The organism is Methylobacterium symbioticum, assembly GCF_902141845.1.
Classification (GTDB): domain Bacteria; phylum Pseudomonadota; class Alphaproteobacteria; order Rhizobiales; family Beijerinckiaceae; genus Methylobacterium; species Methylobacterium symbioticum.
In genome coordinates this window covers 1-16,944 of the sequence record NZ_CABFPH010000110.1, presented here as the reverse complement: position 1 = coordinate 16,944, position 16,944 = coordinate 1, and the positions used below count along the sequence as shown (strand labels likewise).

The 16,944-nt window shown below is 71.5% G+C and carries 18 protein-coding genes and 1 pseudogene; 5 read left to right on the top strand and 14 right to left on the bottom strand.

Features of this window, described 5'->3' with window-relative positions:
* The 3 genes from MET9862_RS24290 to MET9862_RS24280 all read right to left on the bottom strand — a co-directional run.
* Positions 1–825 (bottom strand): FUSC family protein (locus MET9862_RS24290; protein ID WP_185156987.1); only part of this gene is annotated, 825 nt, incomplete at its 3' end.
* Positions 818–1,225 carry a DUF4345 domain-containing protein gene (locus MET9862_RS24285; RefSeq protein ID WP_142585511.1) on the bottom strand — a complete coding sequence of 136 codons (408 nt, stop codon included), beginning with the start codon at positions 1,223–1,225 and terminating at the stop codon, positions 818–820. The genes MET9862_RS24290 and MET9862_RS24285, both read right to left, overlap by 8 nt.
* A 169-nt stretch (positions 1,226–1,394) precedes the next feature.
* Positions 1,395–1,673 carry a hypothetical protein gene (locus tag MET9862_RS24280; RefSeq protein ID WP_142585507.1) on the bottom strand — a complete coding sequence of 93 codons (279 nt, stop codon included), beginning with the start codon at positions 1,671–1,673 and terminating at the stop codon, positions 1,395–1,397.
* Between the two features lie 307 nt (positions 1,674–1,980).
* Here MET9862_RS24280 and MET9862_RS24275 point away from each other — a divergent pair, with 307 nt between their 5' ends.
* The gene (locus MET9862_RS24275; RefSeq protein ID WP_142585505.1) at positions 1,981–2,616 is read left to right on the top strand and encodes a glutathione S-transferase N-terminal domain-containing protein; all 636 of its coding nucleotides are present in this window, start codon (positions 1,981–1,983) and stop codon (positions 2,614–2,616) included.
* A 120-nt stretch (positions 2,617–2,736) separates the two neighbouring features.
* On the opposite strand, the gene MET9862_RS24270 is transcribed toward MET9862_RS24275, so the two are convergent.
* Positions 2,737–3,228 carry a peptide deformylase gene (locus MET9862_RS24270; protein ID WP_142585503.1) on the bottom strand — a complete coding sequence of 164 codons (492 nt, stop codon included), beginning with the start codon at positions 3,226–3,228 and terminating at the stop codon, positions 2,737–2,739.
* Between the two features lie 5 nt (positions 3,229–3,233).
* A complete protein-coding gene (locus tag MET9862_RS24265; protein WP_142585501.1) occupies positions 3,234–3,827 on the bottom strand; it encodes an AprI/Inh family metalloprotease inhibitor in 594 nt (197 codons plus the stop codon).
* Positions 3,828–4,184: 357 nt separating this feature from the next.
* Between MET9862_RS24265 and MET9862_RS24260 the strand changes: the two genes are divergently transcribed.
* Entirely contained in the window at positions 4,185–4,613 is a 429-nt protein-coding gene (locus MET9862_RS24260; protein ID WP_244612881.1) for a pseudoazurin, read from the top strand.
* A 61-nt stretch (positions 4,614–4,674) separates the two neighbouring features.
* Here the strand turns inward: MET9862_RS24260 and MET9862_RS24255 are convergent, their stop codons facing one another.
* The 5 genes from MET9862_RS24255 to MET9862_RS24235 all read right to left on the bottom strand — a co-directional run bounded on the left by MET9862_RS24255 (position 4,675) and on the right by MET9862_RS24235 (position 9,795).
* Entirely contained in the window at positions 4,675–5,499 is an 825-nt protein-coding gene (locus MET9862_RS24255) for a succinate dehydrogenase iron-sulfur subunit (protein WP_142585497.1), read from the bottom strand.
* Positions 5,500–5,607: 108 nt separating this feature from the next.
* Positions 5,608–7,425, bottom strand: coding sequence for a succinate dehydrogenase flavoprotein subunit (sdhA, locus tag MET9862_RS24250; protein WP_142585495.1), 1,818 nt, complete (start codon positions 7,423–7,425; stop codon positions 5,608–5,610).
* 27 nt (positions 7,426–7,452) lie between these two features.
* A complete protein-coding gene (gene sdhD, locus MET9862_RS24245; protein ID WP_142585493.1) occupies positions 7,453–7,866 on the bottom strand; it encodes a succinate dehydrogenase, hydrophobic membrane anchor protein in 414 nt (137 codons plus the stop codon).
* 13 nt (positions 7,867–7,879) lie between these two features.
* Positions 7,880–8,281: a succinate dehydrogenase, cytochrome b556 subunit gene (gene sdhC, locus MET9862_RS24240; protein WP_142585491.1), complete on the bottom strand. Its 402-nt coding sequence runs from the start codon at positions 8,279–8,281 to the stop codon at positions 7,880–7,882.
* 212 nt (positions 8,282–8,493) lie between these two features.
* On the bottom strand, positions 8,494–9,795 hold the full coding sequence (locus tag MET9862_RS24235) for an SLC13 family permease (protein WP_142585489.1): 1,302 nt from the start codon (positions 9,793–9,795) through the stop codon (positions 8,494–8,496).
* A 1,276-nt stretch (positions 9,796–11,071) separates the two neighbouring features.
* Here MET9862_RS24235 and MET9862_RS24225 point away from each other — a divergent pair.
* Positions 11,072–11,956 carry a LysR family transcriptional regulator gene (locus tag MET9862_RS24225; protein WP_185156986.1) on the top strand — a complete coding sequence of 295 codons (885 nt, stop codon included), beginning with the start codon at positions 11,072–11,074 and terminating at the stop codon, positions 11,954–11,956.
* Positions 11,957–12,076: 120 nt separating this feature from the next.
* On the opposite strand, the gene cutA is transcribed toward MET9862_RS24225, so the two are convergent.
* A complete protein-coding gene (gene cutA / locus MET9862_RS24220; protein ID WP_142585487.1) occupies positions 12,077–12,397 on the bottom strand; it encodes a divalent-cation tolerance protein CutA in 321 nt (106 codons plus the stop codon).
* A 98-nt stretch (positions 12,398–12,495) separates the two neighbouring features.
* Here cutA and MET9862_RS24215 point away from each other — a divergent pair, with 98 nt between their 5' ends.
* Both MET9862_RS24215 and MET9862_RS24210 read left to right on the top strand, forming a co-directional pair.
* A complete protein-coding gene (locus tag MET9862_RS24215; RefSeq protein WP_142585485.1) occupies positions 12,496–13,260 on the top strand; it encodes an NAD kinase in 765 nt (254 codons plus the stop codon).
* A gap of 209 nt (positions 13,261–13,469) precedes the next feature.
* A complete protein-coding gene (locus tag MET9862_RS24210; protein WP_142585483.1) occupies positions 13,470–14,762 on the top strand; it encodes a glycosyltransferase family 4 protein in 1,293 nt (430 codons plus the stop codon).
* Here MET9862_RS24210 and MET9862_RS24205 read toward each other — a convergent pair.
* From MET9862_RS24205 to MET9862_RS24195, 3 genes and pseudogenes are all read right to left on the bottom strand, one after another.
* On the bottom strand, positions 14,719–15,282 hold the full coding sequence (locus MET9862_RS24205) for a cyclase dehydrase (protein WP_142585481.1): 564 nt from the start codon (positions 15,280–15,282) through the stop codon (positions 14,719–14,721). The genes MET9862_RS24210 and MET9862_RS24205 overlap by 44 nt on opposite strands.
* A 35-nt stretch (positions 15,283–15,317) precedes the next feature.
* The gene (locus MET9862_RS24200; RefSeq protein ID WP_142585479.1) at positions 15,318–16,490 is read right to left on the bottom strand and encodes a zinc-dependent alcohol dehydrogenase; all 1,173 of its coding nucleotides are present in this window, start codon (positions 16,488–16,490) and stop codon (positions 15,318–15,320) included.
* A gap of 147 nt (positions 16,491–16,637) precedes the next feature.
* A pseudogene (locus MET9862_RS24195) lies at positions 16,638–16,944 on the bottom strand (beta-ketoacyl-ACP synthase); the annotation flags it as partial.

The following is a 16,944-nucleotide window of genomic DNA, read 5'->3' as shown; positions in this document are numbered from 1 at the left end:
CCGGCCCAGCTCGGCCCGGGCGCGCGCCACGGCCCGGCTCGCCGCCAGCATCGCGTAGAGGGCGGCGATGCCGCTGCGCGCGCCGGCGGCCCGGTAGCGTCCGTCGTCGAGCTCGCCGGCGATGGCGCTGGCATCGGCCCGCATCGGCGCGATCCGGGCGATCAGCGCGGCCGCCCGCTCGACGCCCGGATCGCCCGTCGCGAAGGCCTCGCGGCAGAAGGCCTGCACCGCCGCATGGGCGCCGGCGAGCTGCGGGCGCAGCGCCCGCCAGGTGCTCGGCGAGGCGAGCGCATCGTTGATGAAGGTGATGACGACGATCGCCAGGGTGATGGCGGCGAGCCGCGCCACCGCGGCGTCGAAGCCGGTCTGCGGCGCGTCGAGATGGGCGACGGCGATGATCGCCACCGTGTAGCCCGACAGCATGGCTCCGTAGGCGCGGGTGTCCTGGAGATACTGCGCCACGAACACGCAGAGGCCGAGCCAGGCCGCGAAGGCGACGAGCATCTCGACCCGGTCCTGTCCGAACAGCGCCAGGAAGAGGAGCGAGACGGCGCCGCCGAGGATCGTGCCGAGGAGGCGGTAGACCGCCTTCGAGATCGCCTGCCCCCGCTTCGGCTGCGCCAGGATCGCGACGCCCACCGCCGCCGAGGAGGCGCTGTCGAGCTGCAGCCAGAAGGCGAGGTAGAGCGCCGCCATCATGCCGATCCAGATCCGGACGGCGAAGGCGAGCGCCGCAGGGCTCGGCACCCAGGCGTCGAGCCGGTCGAGGAGCCGGTCGAGGGCCCCGCCCGCCTGGCTCGCGGCCCGGGATGCGGGCTCAGGCACCGGGGCCGGGCTCCGGCCCCGCCGCGGCGGCGACCCGCGCCTGCCAGAGGCAGAGCAGCGGCGTGATCGCCAGCTCGACCACGAGGGCCCCGAGCATGGTCAGGGAGGGGATGCCGGTGAGGTAGAGGCCGAGCAGCCGGGCGAGGCCGCCGAGCACGACCACCAGGGTGAGGAAGCGGAACAGCCGCGTCTTGTGCTCGATCCCTGGCACGCAGGTCCAGAACAGCACGCCGATGCCGGTGAGCAGGCCCGAGAGATAGCGGAAATGGCTGTCGGCCGAGACGCTCTCGACGCCGGGGCTGAGGCCGTTGATGCCGACCAGGACCCCGTAGAGGCCGGCGGCCACGGGCAGGGCCGCCCCGAAAGCCACCCCCCGCTGCAGCGCCCGCCGCTCGTTCATCGCGCCCTGCTGTCCGGAAGCCTCGCCGTTCCAGAACACGCGAGGTGTCCAACGGTTGCGGTGTGCGGAGCGTCCGCTCGAAGCTGCGTTCGCACCTCCGGCCGGACGAGACGCAGATCTCTCTCCTCCCTCTCCCGCAGAGGGGAGAGGGAGTCCGCCCCGTTGCCCCTCAAGCCTTGCCGCCGCCCTTCAGGCGCTTGTTGCACTTGCTCCAGTACTGGGGCCATTTCGGGCCCTGCGCCGTCTTCTGCGCGTCGGTGAGCGCGCGCCACTCGGCGCCGCACTGCTTCTGGCGCTCGCGGGCGGCGGTCTGGCCGGGGCTCGGCGCCTTCTCGGTGGGCGCCGCCTTCTCGGCCGGCGTCTCCTTCGGCGGATCCTTGGCGAAGGCGGGCGCGGCGAGGAGCAGCGGCAGGGCCAGGACGGTGCCGGCGAACAGGCGGTGGAGCATCGGGCGATCCGGTGGTTCGAGCCCGCGCCGATTCGGCCGGCGCGACAGGATTGATTTCAGCCGCAAGAGCGGGAGCCGGCAAGGGCGGGGGCCGAGCCCGCCAACAGGCTGCGCGGTGCCGTCGCGCGAACGTGAGCCGCAAGGCGGCGCGTCGGGGGCGGCTTGAGAGCGGCGGCCCATCCGCGCTAGCGTAGCCGTAATGCCGGGTGCTGGTGCGCACCGGCTTCGGACTTGCAGACGCCGCCACCGTCAACAACCTCATGAGGTCGGCCCGCGCGAGCGGGCGGATCCGAGCCGGAGCCCCACCATGGCCGCCGTTACGGCTAAGCCCATCGACGTCCACACCTGGAGCACGCCGAACGGCTGGAAGATCCCGATCATGCTGGAGGAATGCGGCCTCCCCTATCGGGTCGTGCCGGTCAATATCGGCAAGGGCGAGCAGATGGCGCCCGAGTTCCTGAAGCTCTCGCCGAACAACAAGATCCCGGCCATCGTCGACCCTGAGGGCCCGGGGGGCGAGCCGATCAGCGTCTTCGAGTCCGGCGCGATCCTGCAATATCTCGGCCGCAAGACGGGCTGCCTCTATCCGAGCGACGAGCGCGCCCGCGTGGCCGTGGACGAGTGGCTGTTCTGGCAGATCGGCGGCTTCGGCCCGATGCTCGGCCAGACCCACCATTTCAAGATCTACGCGCCCGAGAAGATTCCCTACGCCATCGACCGGTTCGAAGCCGAGGCGCGGCGCCTCTACGGCGTGCTCGACGGACGGCTCGCCGAGCACGACTACGTGGCGGGTGCCTATTCCATCGCCGACATCGCCATCGCGCCCTGGGCGAAGTTCCACGGCAAGCAGGGCATCGACCTCTCGGGCTTCCCCAACGTGCGCCGCTGGCTCGACGCGGTGCTCGCCCGTCCCGCCGTCCAACGCGGCCTCGCCGCGGTCTGAACCCGGGTTTCCAAAGGCCTCAGGCCTTTGGCGGGTCCAGGGCGGAGCCCTGGGCAAGGTCTATCAGGGCTTCGCCCCGACACTCCACCAAAGGGGTGACCCCTTTGGGATCCCGGAATCTCAGCCCTGCTTGGCGTAGCGCTTGAGGGTGCGCTCGCGGCGCAGGCGCGACAGGCGCTCGATCCAGAAGATGCCGTCGAGCTGGTCGATCTCGTGCTGCAGGCAGGCGCCGCGGAAGCCTTCGGCCTCCTCCTCCCGCTCGGTGCCGTCGAGGTCGCGATAGCGCACCCGGACGCGGGCGGCCCGCTCCACCACCTCCGAGACGCCAGGCATCGAGACGCTGCCCTCGCGCGCTTCCGAGCGCTCGGGCGAGGCCTCGACGATCTCCGGGTTGCAGTAGAGCGTGGCGGGGCCGCCGGGCTCGGGCCGCAGCACCACGAGGCGGCGGGCCACGCCGATATGCGCGGCCGTCAGCCCCGCCGCCATCGCGGCGTCGAGGGTGTCGGTCAGGTCCTGCGCCAGGGCGCGCAGGTCTTCGTCGAAAGCCGTCACCGGCGCGCAGGGCGCGCGCAGGCGCGGATCGGGGAAGCGGACGAGCGGGCGCGCCGGCACCGGGCTCAGCGCACCAGGGCGAGCGAGGCGCCGGACTTGGTGAGCGCCCCGTCGAGGGCGCCGCCGCCCTGGCGCAGCCGCGCCGCCACCGTGCCGCCGGCCTGGTAGAGATAGACCTCGCCGTCGCGGTAGTCCCAGGCCGAGATCTTCGCGAGGTCCTTGTTGGCGCAGCCCGCCGTGCTGGCCTTGTAGAGGTCGAGAGAGGGGGCGCTCGACAGGGTGACCTTGCAGCTCGCCCCCGTGGCGTCCTTGGCGTCCCAGGTCCCGACCACCGAGGAGCGCCCGCCGGCCGTGACGGGCGGCGGGGGCGGCGGCGGGATCACCGGCTCGGCGATCACGTTCGAGCCGGGCGGCGCCGCCGTGGCGACCTGGGTGCCGGGGGTGGGCGGCAGCCCGTCCGGCGCGGCCGAGGCGCCGGGCGGGGGCGCCAGCGGCGAGGCGGTCACCGCCCCCGAGGGGATCGCCGGGACCGGCGCATCGAGGCTGGCCTGGGGCCCGGGTCCCCGGGTGCGCGGGCCCTCGACGCGGCTCGAAGAGCAGGCGCCGAGGCTGAGCGCGAGGGCGAGAGCGAACGGTGTCGACAGGTACAGGCGCGGCATCGACCTCTGGTCCCGAAACCCGCGCCGCGGGAGGGGGCTGCGGCGCGCCCGCCTGACTTCGCCCCAAATGCGATGCCCGCAAGGCGGACGGCCGCGCTTCCCCACCGCGAGCCGCCGCGCATCCGCCTTTTCCACCGGGTGTGGCGGGTGGGCCGCACCTCCCGCGGCCGGGGTTGCGGGTGCAGCCGGCGGGCTCCGACGCTGTTCGTGAAGTAAGTCTCCCGCATTCGATCTGGAAAAACTCGAAAACATCACGCTTGCAAAAGCATTTCCGTGACGTCAGACCGCATCGCCCGTGTTCAGATCGGGCTGGGGAGGTCTCGTACTATGATTGGACCTGTTAAAAACTCCGCCCGCATGCTGGGGGCCGCGTGTCTGCTCGCCTCTGCCGGGGTCGTCGGCCAGGCGCAGGCCGCGGAGGTGGTCGTGAAGACGCTCAACAGCGGGCCGGGCGGCGCGATGGTGTTCGATCCGGCCTTCGTGACGCTCGCGCCCGGCGACACGATCAAGCTCGTGCCCACCGACAAGGGGCACAATATCGAGACGATCAAGGGCATGGCCCCGGAGGGCGCGCCGGTCGTCAAGACGGTGGTCGGCAAGGAGGAGACGCTGACCTTCGACAAGCCGGGAATCTACGGCTTCAAGTGCTCGCCCCATTACCTGATGGGCATGGTCGCGCTGGTGGTGGTCGGCGGCGACAGGAGCAACCTCGAGGCCGCCAAGGCGGTCCAGCACGGCAAGCTCGCCCAGAAGCGCTTCGACCCGCTCTTCGCGCAGGTGCCGTAGGCGGCCGGCCGGGGCGTCGTCGCCCCGGCTGCCCTGTCGGCGACGAGCGCTCCGGGCGGGATCAGACCTCCCGCTCGACCATCATCTTCTTGATCTCGGCGATGGCTTTGGCCGGGTTCAGGTTCTTCGGGCAGGTATTGGCGCAGTTCATGATCGTGTGGCAGCGGTAGAGCCGGAACGGGTCGTGCAGCCCGTCGAGCCGCTCGCCCGTATTCTCGTCGCGCGAGTCGATCAGCCAGCGATAGGCCTGGAGCAGGGCGGCCGGCCCGAGGAAGCGGTCGCCGTTCCACCAGTAGCTCGGGCAGCTCGTGGTGCAGCAGGCGCAGAGGATGCACTCGTAGAGGCCGTCGAGGCGGGCGCGGTCCTCCGGCGTCTGGCGCCACTCCTTCTCGGGAGCCGGGGTCTCGGTCTGCAGCCAGGGCTCGATCGCCGCGTGCTGGGCGAAGAAGTTGGTCAGGTCCGGCACCAGATCCTTCAGCACCGGCATGTGCGGCAGCGGGTAGATCCGGATCGCGCCGTCCTTGTCCTTGCGGGTCAGGATCGGCAGGGCGTTGTCGGGGCTCTTGCACTCGTCGATGCCCATCGTGCAGGCGAGCGTGTTCTGGCCCTCGATGTTCATGGCGCAGGAGCCGCAGATGCCCTCGCGGCAGGAGCGGCGGAAGACCAGCGTCGAGTCGATCCTGTTCTTGATCCACAGCAGCGCGTCGAGGACCATCGGGCCGCAATCGTCGCGGTCGACCTGATAGGTGTCGATGCGCGGATTGGCGCCGTCATCCGGGTTCCAGCGGTAGATCCGGAAGGTCTGGAGGTTCTTGGCGCCCGCGGGCGCCGGCCAGGACTTGCCCTCGCGCACCTGCGAGTTCTTGGGAAGGGAGAATTGGGCCATCTGTCAGGGGATCCTGTCGCTGTTCAGGGCGCCGCGACGAGCGGCCTCTCCCTGGAGGCCCGGCGCGGGTTCCGCGCCGTGGGCCGAGCTTGAAACGGACCTTACGCCTCAGTACACGCGCGCCTTCGGCTCGATGTACTGGATCTCGTTCGACATCGTGTAGGTGTGGACCGGGCGGTAATCGATGATGACCTGATGCGCGGCCTCGTCGAGCCAGGAGAGGGTGTGCTTCATCCACTCCTTGTCGTCGCGGTCGGGGAAGTCCTCGCGGGCATGGGCGCCGCGGGATTCCGGCCGGTTGGCCGCCGATTCCATCGTCACCACCGCCTGGCCGATCAGGTTGTCGAACTCCAGGGTCTCCAGAAGATCGGTGTTCCAGATCAGCGAGCGGTCGGTGATCTTGATGTCGGCCGCCGCGTTCCAGACCTTGTGGATCAGGCCCTTGCCCTCCTCCAGCACCTCGCCGGTGCGGAAGACGGCGCAGTTGTTCTGCATGGTCTTCTGCATCTCGAGGCGGAGTTCCGCGGTGGAGGTCGAGCCGTCGGCGTAGCGGAAGCGGTCGAGGCGCTCGAGCGCCTTGTCGGTCGCCTCCTTCGGCGCGTCCGGCACGCGGCCGTTGGCCTCGACGATGTCGGCGCAGCGCAGGCCGGCGGCGCGGCCGAACACCACGAGGTCGATCAGCGAGTTCGAGCCGAGGCGGTTGGCCCCGTGCACCGAGACGCAGGCCGCCTCGCCGATCGCCATCAGGCCGGGCACCACGGTGTCGGGGTTGCCGTCCTTCAGGGTCAGCACCTCGCCGTGATAGTTCGTCGGGATGCCGCCCATGTTGTAGTGCACGGTCGGCAGGACCGGGATCGGCTCCTTCGTCACGTCGACGCCCGCGAAGATCTTGGCGCTCTCCGAGATGCCCGGCAGGCGCTCGTGCAGGATCTTCGGGTCGAGATGGTCGAGGTGCAGGAAGATGTGGTCCTTGTTCTTGCCGACGCCCCGGCCGGCGCGGATCTCCATGGTCATGGAGCGCGAGACCACGTCGCGCGAGGCGAGGTCCTTGGCCGAGGGCGCGTAGCGCTCCATGAAGCGCTCGCCCTCGGAATTCGTGAGGTAGCCGCCCTCGCCGCGCGCGCCCTCGGTGATCAGGCAGCCCGCGCCGTAGATGCCGGTCGGGTGGAACTGCACGAACTCCATGTCCTGGAGCGGCAGGCCGGCGCGCAGCACCATGCCGCCGCCGTCGCCGGTGCAGGTATGGGCCGAGGTGGCGGAGAAGTAGGCGCGCCCGTAGCCGCCGGTCGCCAGGATGACCATCTGGGCGCGGAAGCGGTGGATCTCGCCGGTGGCCTGGTCCATGGCGATCACGCCGCGGCAGCGCCCGTCCTCGTCCATGATCAGGTCGAGGGCGAAGTACTCGATGAAGAAGTTGGTCTGGTTGCGCACCGCCTGCCCGTAGAGGGTGTGGAGCATGGCGTGCCCCGTGCGGTCGGCCGCGGCGCAGGTGCGCTGCGCGGTGCCCTTGCCGTAATCGGTGGTCATGCCGCCGAAGGGCCGCTGGTAGATCTTGCCCTCGGCCGTGCGCGAGAAGGGCACGCCCCAGTGCTCGAGCTCGTAGACGGCGGCCGGCGCGTTGCGCACGAGATACTCGATCGCGTCCTGGTCGCCGAGCCAGTCCGACCCCTTCACGGTGTCGTACATGTGCCAGCGCCAGTCGTCGGGGCCCATATTGCCGAGCGAGGCCGAGATGCCGCCCTGCGCCGCCACCGTGTGCGAGCGGGTCGGGAACACCTTGGTGATGCAGGCGGTGCGCAGGCCCGCCTGGGAGCAGCCGACCGTGGCGCGCAGCCCCGCGCCGCCGGCGCCCACGACGACGACGTCGAAGGTGTGATCGTTGATGGTGTAGGCGGGGCGGGTGCCGTTCGTGCCGGTGGCGGCCATGTCAGGGCTCCTGGGGTTCCTGAAGAGTCAGACGAGGCGGGCGAGGCCCACGCGCAGGATCGCGTAGAAGCAGGCCACGGCGACGACGACCGTGTAGATGGTGTTGGCGAAGAGCGCGGTGATGCGCAGGGCCTTGTCGTGGACGTAGTCCTCGATGATCACCTGCATGCCGACGCGCATGTGCAGCGTCACCGAGAGCACGGTGAGCAGGAGCAGGATCGCCACGAGCGGGTGGCCCATCAGCGCCACCGCCTCCGGATAGGGCCGGCCGGCCATCATCGCCACGATGATCACGAAGGCGATGATCAGCGGCGGGTTGGCGGCCGCGGTGAGGCGCTGGAACCACCAATGGTCGGCCCCGTGCCCGGAGGCGCCGAGGCCGCGCACGCGGGCGCGCGGAGTGCGGATCGAGACGCTGGTGTCCTGGCGGTTGTCGGCCATGAGGGTGCCTCCGTCAGCGCAGGATCAGGGCGGCGGCCCAGATCACGAGGGTGAGGATCACGGAGCCGATCAGCGTGCCGCGCGACAGGTTCATGCGGGTCGAGCGGTCGAGCCCGACGCCGAAATCCCAGACGAAATGGCGCAGGCCCCCCAGCATGTGGTGCATCAGGATCCAGGTGTAGCCGAACAGCACGATCCGTCCGATCCACGATCCGAAGAACCAGCCCACCCAGGCATAGGCAGCGGGGCCGGAGGCGAGCGCCACCAGCCAGATCGCGACGAGCGCCGTGCCGCCGTAGAGGGCGGTGCCGGTGACGCGGTGGAGCACCGACATCGCCATGGTCCAGGTCCAGCGGTAGATCTGGAGATGCGGCGAGAGGGGTTGGGCCACGGTCGGCCGGGCGGTCGGTGCCATCGTGTCGGGCCTCGCAGTTGCGAACTGGTGCGTCTCTAAACTGGTCGAGCTGGGGTGCCGAGGGGCAAGCTGCAATGCGACATGAGCGATCGGCGGTTCTGTCACGTTTGTGACCGAGGCCGTCATCCCGCGAGGCCGCGCGCAGGGGGATCCCCAGCGGAGCCCTGCGGGCGCGCGAAGGGGAGCGCCGCGGGCAGCGCTGCGGGACACGCTCATGGCAGCCGCCCCAGCGCACGCCACCACAGGTAGTTCAACGGCGTTGCAACAATCAATGATGCGATGCCGAAGGCGAGGGTCAGGCGCGTGGCGTCGCGCAGGGACACGCCGCCGAGCTCCCGCGCCAGGACGATGGGCGGGGCCTGGTAGGGGAAGAGCAGGGTGCTGTAGCCCGCGACCTGCAGCATCACCACGCTCATGAGATCGAGCCCGCTCGCGCGCGCCATCTCGCCGGCGAGCGCCGTGAAGAGGGCCGGCGCCCCGTTCGCGGTGACGAGGAGCGTCAACAGCACGGCGATGCCGGTGAGGACGAGGTAATTGAGGCCGTTGGCGCCGGGCTCAAGGGGGGCGAGCGCTAGAAGCGCCTGTCCGAGGCGGGCGCCGAGTCCGGTCGCGGTGACGAGCGCCACGAGGCCGAGCAGGGCCGCGATGTAGAAGCCGGTGCGCAGGGAGATCTGCCCGAAGGCCTCGGCGCCGACCACGCCGACCCGCGGCAGCAGGCAGACGACGCCCGCGGTGAGCCCGATCCAGGCGGGGGCGATGCCGTGCAGGCTGTCGGTGACCCAGAAGGCCAGCGTCAGGGCGAGGATCACCATGAGCCGGCGCTCGGCGGGGCTCGGCGGCGGCAGGGCCTCCGCCGCGATCGCGCCCCGTTCCAGCCGGTCGGGGAAGATCCGCACGATCAGCCCGGCGAGGAGGGCGCCCTTCACCACGGCGAGCACCGGCCCGTGCAGCCAGAGATAGGGCAGATAGGCGATGTGCAGGCCGAGCAGGCTCTCGGCGGTGCCGGCCATCACGAGGTTCGGCACGTTGGCGGGCAGGATCGCCGCCGACAGGATCGGCGTCGCCACGCCCACCGCCAGCACCGCGCCGACGCGCCCGGGCCGGCCCGCGCCGAGGCCGAAGGCGTCGCAGAGGGACAGCGTCACCGGGATCATCAGGGCGATGCGCCCGAGATTGGAGGGCATCACGAAGGCGAGCGCGAGGCTGAAGCCGACGAGGCCGCCGATGAAGCGCGGGTAGGACCCGCCGAGATGGCCGGCGAGCTGGCGGCCGAGGCGGGTGCCGAGGCCCGTGCGCGTCATCGCCTGGCCGACGATCATGCCGCCGAGCACCAGCCAGAAAGCCGAGGCCGCAAAGCCCGAGAACACCGTGTCGGCCGCGCCGAGCCGAAGCAGCATGGCGAGGGCGAAGAACAGCAGCGCGGTGACGATCTCCGGCACGAGCGCCGTCGCCCACAGGCCCATGCACAGCACGAGCAGGGCGCCGGTCGCCCAGATGGCCGCCTCTCCATGCATGCACAATCCCCCGAATGAGGCGGCAGTTTTTTGCCGGTTTGGAATCCTTCGCAATTCGGGACTCGTTGACGGAGCCTTCGCGGGTGGCGAAGGCTCGAGGGGTCAGGTACGACGCCGAGGTGGTCGTTCCGATTGGGGCACGATGCGCGACGCCCCCCTCTCCCCGCGCGCGGGGAGAGGCCCGCGGGGACCTCGTCGTCCCCGTGGGAAGCGGAGGCGAAGCCGCAGCGGCGGTGAGGGGGCGGCTCCGGAGGAGGCTCTTCCGTTCGAGCCCCCTCACCTTCGGCTGCCGCCTCGCTGCGCTCCCCAACAAGGGGGAGACGCAGCCCTCTCCCCGCAAGCGGGGCGAGGGGATCCGCTGCGGGCGCTTTTCGAGCTTGACAATGTTCCTGTTTTGTGCTCATTTGCTTGCACCTGCCGCCCGGCATCGCAGGGGTGATCCTGCGCTGCCTTTCGGGGGACCGACCGGGAGGGGCGCGGACGGCGGGGCGGTGCCCGCGTCATCGGCCTCGGATCCGGCCGGTGCCCCGGGCGGCGTGCCGACGCAAGGTCTGCTCGGATCCGGGCGGTGAGGCGGGCTGAGGAAATGCGCCCGTCCCGACCCGGTTCTGGGGGACCGCCAGAGCCTCGCCGGCCCGACCCACTAGGAGGCGGGCCTCGCGCCGGACGGGCGTATGTCAGCGTGCACGGGGTTCCCGTCCCGACAGGGACCGGACCCGGCCAGCGGCAGTCGCGAGGTCGGAGGACGCCGGGACAGACACCGCGACGACAAGACGGATGGGCGGGCTTGCAGCAGGGCCTCTCATCCGCGGGACGCCGGGGAGCCGGCTTGTGCAACGTTGCGTTCAGGGCTCCGCGGCGTCCCGCGTCACCCCGACCGTGACTTCCGGCCATGCCCCCCCCGGCGGAGCATCCGCGCGGGGCCGAAAGCACGTGCGCTGTCTTCCTCGTATTCGCGGGATCCGCGACAGGCCCCCTCTCCCGTTCGGGAGAGGGTTGGGGTGAGGGGCGAGAACTCTACGAAGAAGGCGCGACAATGCTGCGAGTCGATCCACGCCCAATCCGGACAGTTCTCGACCCTCACCCTGTCCCTCTCCCGAACGGGAGAGGGGACCCGCGCCTCCTCCTGCACAGTCGCTTCCTCTTCAGCCTCGCTTGGCTCGACGCCCTCCCCCGCAGAGGAGCGCGACCCCGCCGCCCCTTGCCAAAACCCCCCTGCCCCGCCAGCCAGAGGCGGGCGCAGGCTTCGCCGCCCGCGGATGCTGGAGCCCACCCGATGATGCGCTTCGACCTCGTGGACCTGTCCCTGTTCCGTCACGTGGTCGAGGCCGGGTCGATCACCCACGGGGCGGCGCGGGCGAATCTCGCCCTGGCCGCGGCCTCGACGCGCATCCGCGGCCTGGAGGAGAGCCTGGGCGCCGCCCTCCTCACCCGCAACCGCCTCGGCGTGACCCCGACCCCGGCCGGCCGCGCCCTGCTCGCCCATGCCCGCAGCCTGCTCGCGGCGATCGAGCGGATGCAGACCGAGCTCTCGGCCTTCTCGGGCGGCACGGTCGGGCAGATCCGGGTGCTCGCCAACACCAACGCCCTCACCGAATTCCTGCCCGAGGCCCTCTCGGCCTATCTCGCGGCCCATCCGGGCGTCAGCGTCGACATCGACGAGCACACCTCGGACGAGATCGTCGGGCTGGTGGCCGAGGGCGCGGCCGATCTCGGCATCCTGTCAGGCACCGTCGATACCGGCACGCTCCAGACCTATCCCTTCCGCAAGGACCGCTTCGTCGTGGTCGCCGGCAGCGGCCATCCGGTGGCGCGCCGGGCCGCCCTCACCTTCGGCGAGGTGCTCGACCACGACCTCGTCGGCCTCGACCGGGCGAGCGCCATCACCCGCTTCCTGGCCGAGCGCGCCGTCCGCATCGGCCGGGTGATGCGCCTGCGCGTCCAGCTGCGCGGCTTCGACGCGGTCTGCCGCCTCGCCGATGCCCGGGTCGGCCTCGGCATCGTGCCCGAGAGCACGGCGCGCCGCGCCGCCCGCGGCCTCGACATCGCTGTGGTGCCCCTGGTCGATCCCTGGGCCGCCCGGGAGCTGACCCTGTGCCTGCGCGACCTTGAGGCGCTGCCCGCCTTCGCCCGCGACTTCGTGGCCCATCTGCGGGCCTGAGGTGCGGGAGTCGTGAGGGGTCACCCCTCTCGCGGGTCCAGGGCGGAGCCCTGGGACTGCCTGTCAGGGCTTCGCCCCGACACCCCACCAAGGGGATGATCCCCTTGGATCCTCGGGATGTCAGGCGCCCGTCTCGGACAGGATCCAGGCCAGCGTGTCCGGGTCGGCCTCGGCGACGGGCAGGTGCAGCAGGATCGGGGTCTCGTAGGGGTGGCGGGCCTTCAGCGCGGCGACGAGCGGCTGGCGCAGCGAGTCCCGGCTCTTGATGATCGCCACCACCTCGGCGCCGCGCTCGACCGCGCCCTTCCAGGCATAGACCGAGCGCATCCCGGGCAGCACGTTGACGCAGGCGGCCAAGCGGTCGCGCACCAGGCTCTCGCCGATCTCCAGCGCCGTCTCGGCATCGGCGAAGGTGGTATAGACCAGAAGCACGCGCTCCATGCTATGGCTCTCCCTCGGTGGTACGGGCCGTGAATGGGGCCTGGGCGAGAGCCGGCGTCAACGGGGCGCCTGGGTCGAGGGTTTCGGATCCGACGGGCATGCGCTTGCAGAAGATCGCCTTCATCGCGAGCCCGACCGCCGAGGCGCGCGCGGCCGCAGCCACCCTGATGCGCCGTTACGACCACGTCACGCCGGAAGAGGCGGATGTGGTGGTGGCGCTCGGCGGCGACGGCCTGATGCTGCAGGCGCTGCACCGGTTCATGGATGTGGGCAAGCCGATCTACGGCATGAACCGCGGCACCGTCGGCTTCCTGATGAACGAGTACCGCAACGACGACCTGCTGGAGCGCCTGGAGGCGGCGCACCGCAGCGTCGTCCATCCGCTCCTGATGCAGGCCGTCGACACCGAGGGGCGCGAGCACACCGCCCGGGCGATCAACGAGGTCTACCTGCTGCGCCAGACCCACCAGACGGCCAAGCTCCGGATCGCGGTGGACGGCCATGTCCGCCTGGAGGAGCTGATCGCCGACGGGGTGCTCTGCGCCACCGCCGCGGGCTCGACCGCCTACAATTTCTCGGTGGGTGGTCCGATCCTGCCGCTCAACGCGAAGCTGCTCGCCCTCACCCCGATCTCGGCCTTCCGGCCGCGGCGCTGGCGCGGGGCGCTCCTGCCCGACCACGCCCGCATCCGCGTCGAGGTGCTCGACGCCCCCCACCGCCCGGTGGCGGCGGTGGCCGACCACACCGAGTTCCGGCGCGTGCGGACCGTCGAGACCTGGCTCGACCAGGCGACGCATCTCGTCCTGCTGCACGATCCCGGCCACAGCCTCGACGAGCGCATCCTGCGCGAGCAGTTCGGCTAGAGCATTGTCCGCGGACGTGGTTGCCGCGTCCGCGAACGACAATGCGGCCCGCTCACTCGGTTCGAGCGCTCTCCGACGAAGCGGATGCCGGTTCGGCGCAAGGGAGCGCGGGCCAATCCGTTAACCCTCAATCTTTGCGGAGTCTTGAGCCGGATCCCGGACGGTCCGGACGGGACCGCCGGGCGGATCCCCGAGCAGGATCCCGCGCCATGCACGTCGTCCTCGTCGCCGATCACGCCTATATCAACGGCGGCCAGGCCAAGGTGGTGGTGGAGAGCGCGCTGGGTCTGGCCGCCCGCGGCCACGCCGTCACCGTCTTCGCCGCGGTCGGGCCCGCCGACCCGCGGCTCGCCGAGGCCGGCATCGCGGTGGTGCTCACCGGCCAGACCGACGTGACCCGCACGCGCTCGCTGGCGCGGTTCGGGGTGCAGTGGCTCTGGAACGCGCCCGCCGCGGCTGAGCTGCGCGGCCTCCTCGCCACCCTCGATCCGCGCGAGAGCGTGGTCCACGTCCACGGCTGGGCCAAGGCGCTCTCGCCCTCGATCGGGCCGGTGCTGCGCACCTGCGGGGTGCCGGTCGTGTTCACCATGCACGAATACTATCTCGCCTGCCCGAACGGCGGCTTCTACGATTACCAAGCCGCCTCCGTATGCGCCCGCAAGCCCGGCTCGCTCGCCTGCATCGGCCACAACTGCGATTCGCGCAGCTACGCCCGCAAGCTGATGCGCGTCGGCCGGCACTGGCTGATGCAGGAGACGGGGCTGCCCGAGAGTCCGCAGGCCATCATCACCATCAGCCGCCTGCAGCGGGAGGCGATCCTGCCCTACCTGCCGCGGGACGCCCGCTACGCCGAGGTCGGCAACCCGATCGATGCCGAGCCCCTCGGGCGCAAGGGCGCGGGCACGCCCGGCGACTTCGTCTTCGTCGGCCGCATCTCGCCGGAGAAGGGTCCCCTCCTCTTCGCCGAGGCCGCGCGGCGGGCGGGGCTGCAGGCCGTCTTCGTGGGCGACGGGCCGCAGGCCGCCGAGATCGCGGCGCGCTATCCCGAGGCGCGCCTGCTCGGCTGGAAGGACCCCGCCGCGGTGAAGACGCTGATGCGCGCCGCCCGCGCCCTCGTCTTCCCCTCCGTCTGGTACGAGGGTCAGCCGCTGACCGTGCTCGAATCCCTCGCCCTGGGCACGCCGGTCATCGTCAGCGACGTCTGCGCCGGCCGCGAGGCGGTGCGGGACGGGGTGAGCGGCCTCTGGTTCCGCTCCGGGGACCCCGACGCGCTCGCGGCCTCGCTCCGGCGCCTCGCCGACGACGCCACCGCCCGCGCGATGTCGGATGCCGCCTACGACCTGTTCTGGGCCGATCCCCTCACCCTCGACCGGCATCTCGACGGGCTGGAGGGCGTCTACGAGGGCCTGCTGCGGGCCGATCCGGCCTCCGCGGGCGACCGGGCCACCGCGGCGGCGCTCAGGCCTCCCGCCGCCAGGGCCGCAGCGCCTCGGGCCCTCTGATGTCGCGGGGCGTCTCGAAGTCCTGGGCCGCGCCGCGAGCCGCGCGGGTCCCGCCCGGGAAGCCGCTGCGCTCCCGGTAATCCGCCCGGGCGGTGCGCCGGCCGCCCTTCTCGGCGGTGAGGGCCGTGGCGCAGAGGAGATCGAGCGCGGTGACCCCGGCCAGCACGGCCAGCGTCGCGTCGCGCCGCGCCCGGCCCGGCCCGTGCTCCGGTGCCCCGAAGAGCACCGTGGCGATGTCGGCGGCATCCCCCGCCACCCGGCCCCAGATCCAGGGCGTGGCGTCGTGGCTGGACAGGATGGCGAGGCCGGTGGCGACCTCGCGGGCGCCGTAGGCTCGGACGACGCCTTCGTGGCCGTCGAGCCCCGCCGCCCGGCTCACCGCCCGCGGCGCCAGGAGCTCGGCGAGCCCGAGGCCGATCGAGAAGAGCCCGAGCCCCTGCGCGACGCGGTCGGCGACGGATTGCGAGCGCCCGCGCAGCGCGGTCCGCGGCAGGACGTTCCTGGGATTGTGCTGGCCCATGACGGCACCTCCTCTGAGAAGGGGAACGGGTGGAGTCAGGGCTTGAGCACGACCTTGATGCAGCCGTCCTGCTTGTCGCGGAAGGTCTTGTACATCTCGGGCCCGCGCTCCAGCGGCTCGGTATGGGTGATCACGAAGGAGGGATCGATCTGACCCTCCTCGATCCGCCGCAGCAGGTCGTCGCTCCAGCGATTGACGTGGGTCTGGCCCGTGCGGATCGTCAGGCCCTTGTTCATCAGCGCGCCGAACGGGATCTTGTCGATGAGGCCGCCATAGACGCCGGGCACCGAGAGCGTGCCGGCGGGCCGGCAGACATAGATCATCTCGCGCAGGACATGCGGCCGGTCGGTCTCCAGCATCATCGCCTGCTTGGCGCGGTCGTACATCGCATCGACGGTGCCGGCGGCGTGAGCCTCGAGCCCGACCGCGTCGATGCATTTCTCGGGGCCCTTGCCCGCGGTCATCGCGTTCAGGCGCTCGATCACGCTGTCGGTCTCGAAGTTGATCGTGGTGGCCCCCGCCGCCTCCGCCATCGAGAGCCGCTCGGGCACGCGGTCGATGGCGACGACCTGCTTGGCCCCGAGCAGGATGGCCGAGCGGATCGCCATCTGCCCGACGGGGCCGCAGCCCCAGACCGCCACCGTGTCCGTCGGCTCGATGTCGCACTGGACGGCCGCCTGCCAGCCGGTGGGGAAGATGTCGCTGAGGAAGAGGAGCTTCTCGTCGGAGATGCCCTGCGGCACTTTGATATGGGTGGCGTCGGCGAAGGGCACGCGCAGATACTCGGCCTGGCCGCCCGCATAGCCGCCGGTGAGGTGCGAGTAGCCGAACAGGCCGGCCGTCGTGTGGCCGAAGGCCTTGGCGGCGAGGTGCTTGTTGCGGTTCGAGCGCTCGCAGACCGAGAAGTTGCCGCGCTTGCACTGGTCGCATGCGCCGCAGATGATCGTGAAGGGGATCACCACCCGGTCGCCGACCTTGAGCTTGGACTTGGCCGCCGAGCCCACCTCGACCACCTCGCCCATGGTCTCGTGGCCGAGGATGTCGCCCGACTTCATCGTGGGTATGAAATGGTCGAACAGGTGCAGGTCCGAGCCGCAGATGGCGCAACTCGTGACCTTGATGATGGCGTCGCGCTCGTGCTCGATCTCCGGATCAGGAACCGAGTCGCACCGGACGTCCTGGGTTCCGTGCCACACCAGTGCACGCATCGGCGCTCTCCTCGGGACTGAAGGGGCGCGGACCCCGTGCGGGGTCCGGCGCTCGAGGGGAGAACCGGTCTTCAGAGTAAGAGTTCGGAGAAACTCTCTGGTCTCGACGCCGTCCGGGAGGGCGGTCGGGCCCGCCCGCCGCTGCTCCTAGGCCGGCAGGACGCGCAGCACGCCCTCGCCGCGGCGATGGCCGATCGCGGTGACCGCGACCTCGCTGAGTCCGCGCTCGGCCACCAGGGCGGCGGCGAGCGCGGCGCCGAAGGGGGCCGTGACCTCGAGCCCGTGGCCGATCAGGTCGCCGAGCGCCCGGACCGGCGCGCCGGGCGCGAGGCGGGCGAGCGCTTCCGTCTCCTCGTCGGTGATGGGGGCCACGCCGGTGGCGCCGGAGAGCACCGCCTCCGGCTTCGCGAGGCCGGCCCGGCTCCACAGCGCCGCGAGGCTGGCGCCCGCGCTG

Coding starts and splice junctions, on each gene's coding strand:
- MET9862_RS24265 (WP_142585501.1), bottom strand. CDS start 3,827: ATGCCGCGCCTGTACCTGTCGACACCGTTCGCTCTCGCCCTCGCGCTC.
- MET9862_RS24275 (WP_142585505.1), top strand. CDS start 1,981: ATGGCCGCCGTTACGGCTAAGCCCATCGACGTCCACACCTGGAGCACG.
- cutA (WP_142585487.1), bottom strand. CDS start 12,397: ATGGAGCGCGTGCTTCTGGTCTATACCACCTTCGCCGATGCCGAGACG.
- MET9862_RS24235 (WP_142585489.1), bottom strand. CDS start 9,795: ATGCATGGAGAGGCGGCCATCTGGGCGACCGGCGCCCTGCTCGTGCTG.
- MET9862_RS24205 (WP_142585481.1), bottom strand. CDS start 15,282: ATGGGCCAGCACAATCCCAGGAACGTCCTGCCGCGGACCGCGCTGCGC.
- sdhA (WP_142585495.1), bottom strand. CDS start 7,425: ATGGCCGCCACCGGCACGAACGGCACCCGCCCCGCCTACACCATCAAC.
- MET9862_RS24280 (WP_142585507.1), bottom strand. CDS start 1,673: ATGCTCCACCGCCTGTTCGCCGGCACCGTCCTGGCCCTGCCGCTGCTC.
- MET9862_RS24215 (WP_142585485.1), top strand. CDS start 12,496: ATGCGCTTGCAGAAGATCGCCTTCATCGCGAGCCCGACCGCCGAGGCG.
- sdhD (WP_142585493.1), bottom strand. CDS start 7,866: ATGGCCGACAACCGCCAGGACACCAGCGTCTCGATCCGCACTCCGCGC.
- MET9862_RS24225 (WP_185156986.1), top strand. CDS start 11,072: ATGATGCGCTTCGACCTCGTGGACCTGTCCCTGTTCCGTCACGTGGTC.
- MET9862_RS24210 (WP_142585483.1), top strand. CDS start 13,470: ATGCACGTCGTCCTCGTCGCCGATCACGCCTATATCAACGGCGGCCAG.
- MET9862_RS24200 (WP_142585479.1), bottom strand. CDS start 16,490: ATGCGTGCACTGGTGTGGCACGGAACCCAGGACGTCCGGTGCGACTCG.
- MET9862_RS24255 (WP_142585497.1), bottom strand. CDS start 5,499: ATGGCCCAATTCTCCCTTCCCAAGAACTCGCAGGTGCGCGAGGGCAAG.
- MET9862_RS24260 (WP_244612881.1), top strand. CDS start 4,185: ATGCTGGGGGCCGCGTGTCTGCTCGCCTCTGCCGGGGTCGTCGGCCAG.
- MET9862_RS24285 (WP_142585511.1), bottom strand. CDS start 1,225: ATGAACGAGCGGCGGGCGCTGCAGCGGGGGGTGGCTTTCGGGGCGGCC.
- sdhC (WP_142585491.1), bottom strand. CDS start 8,281: ATGGCACCGACCGCCCGGCCGACCGTGGCCCAACCCCTCTCGCCGCAT.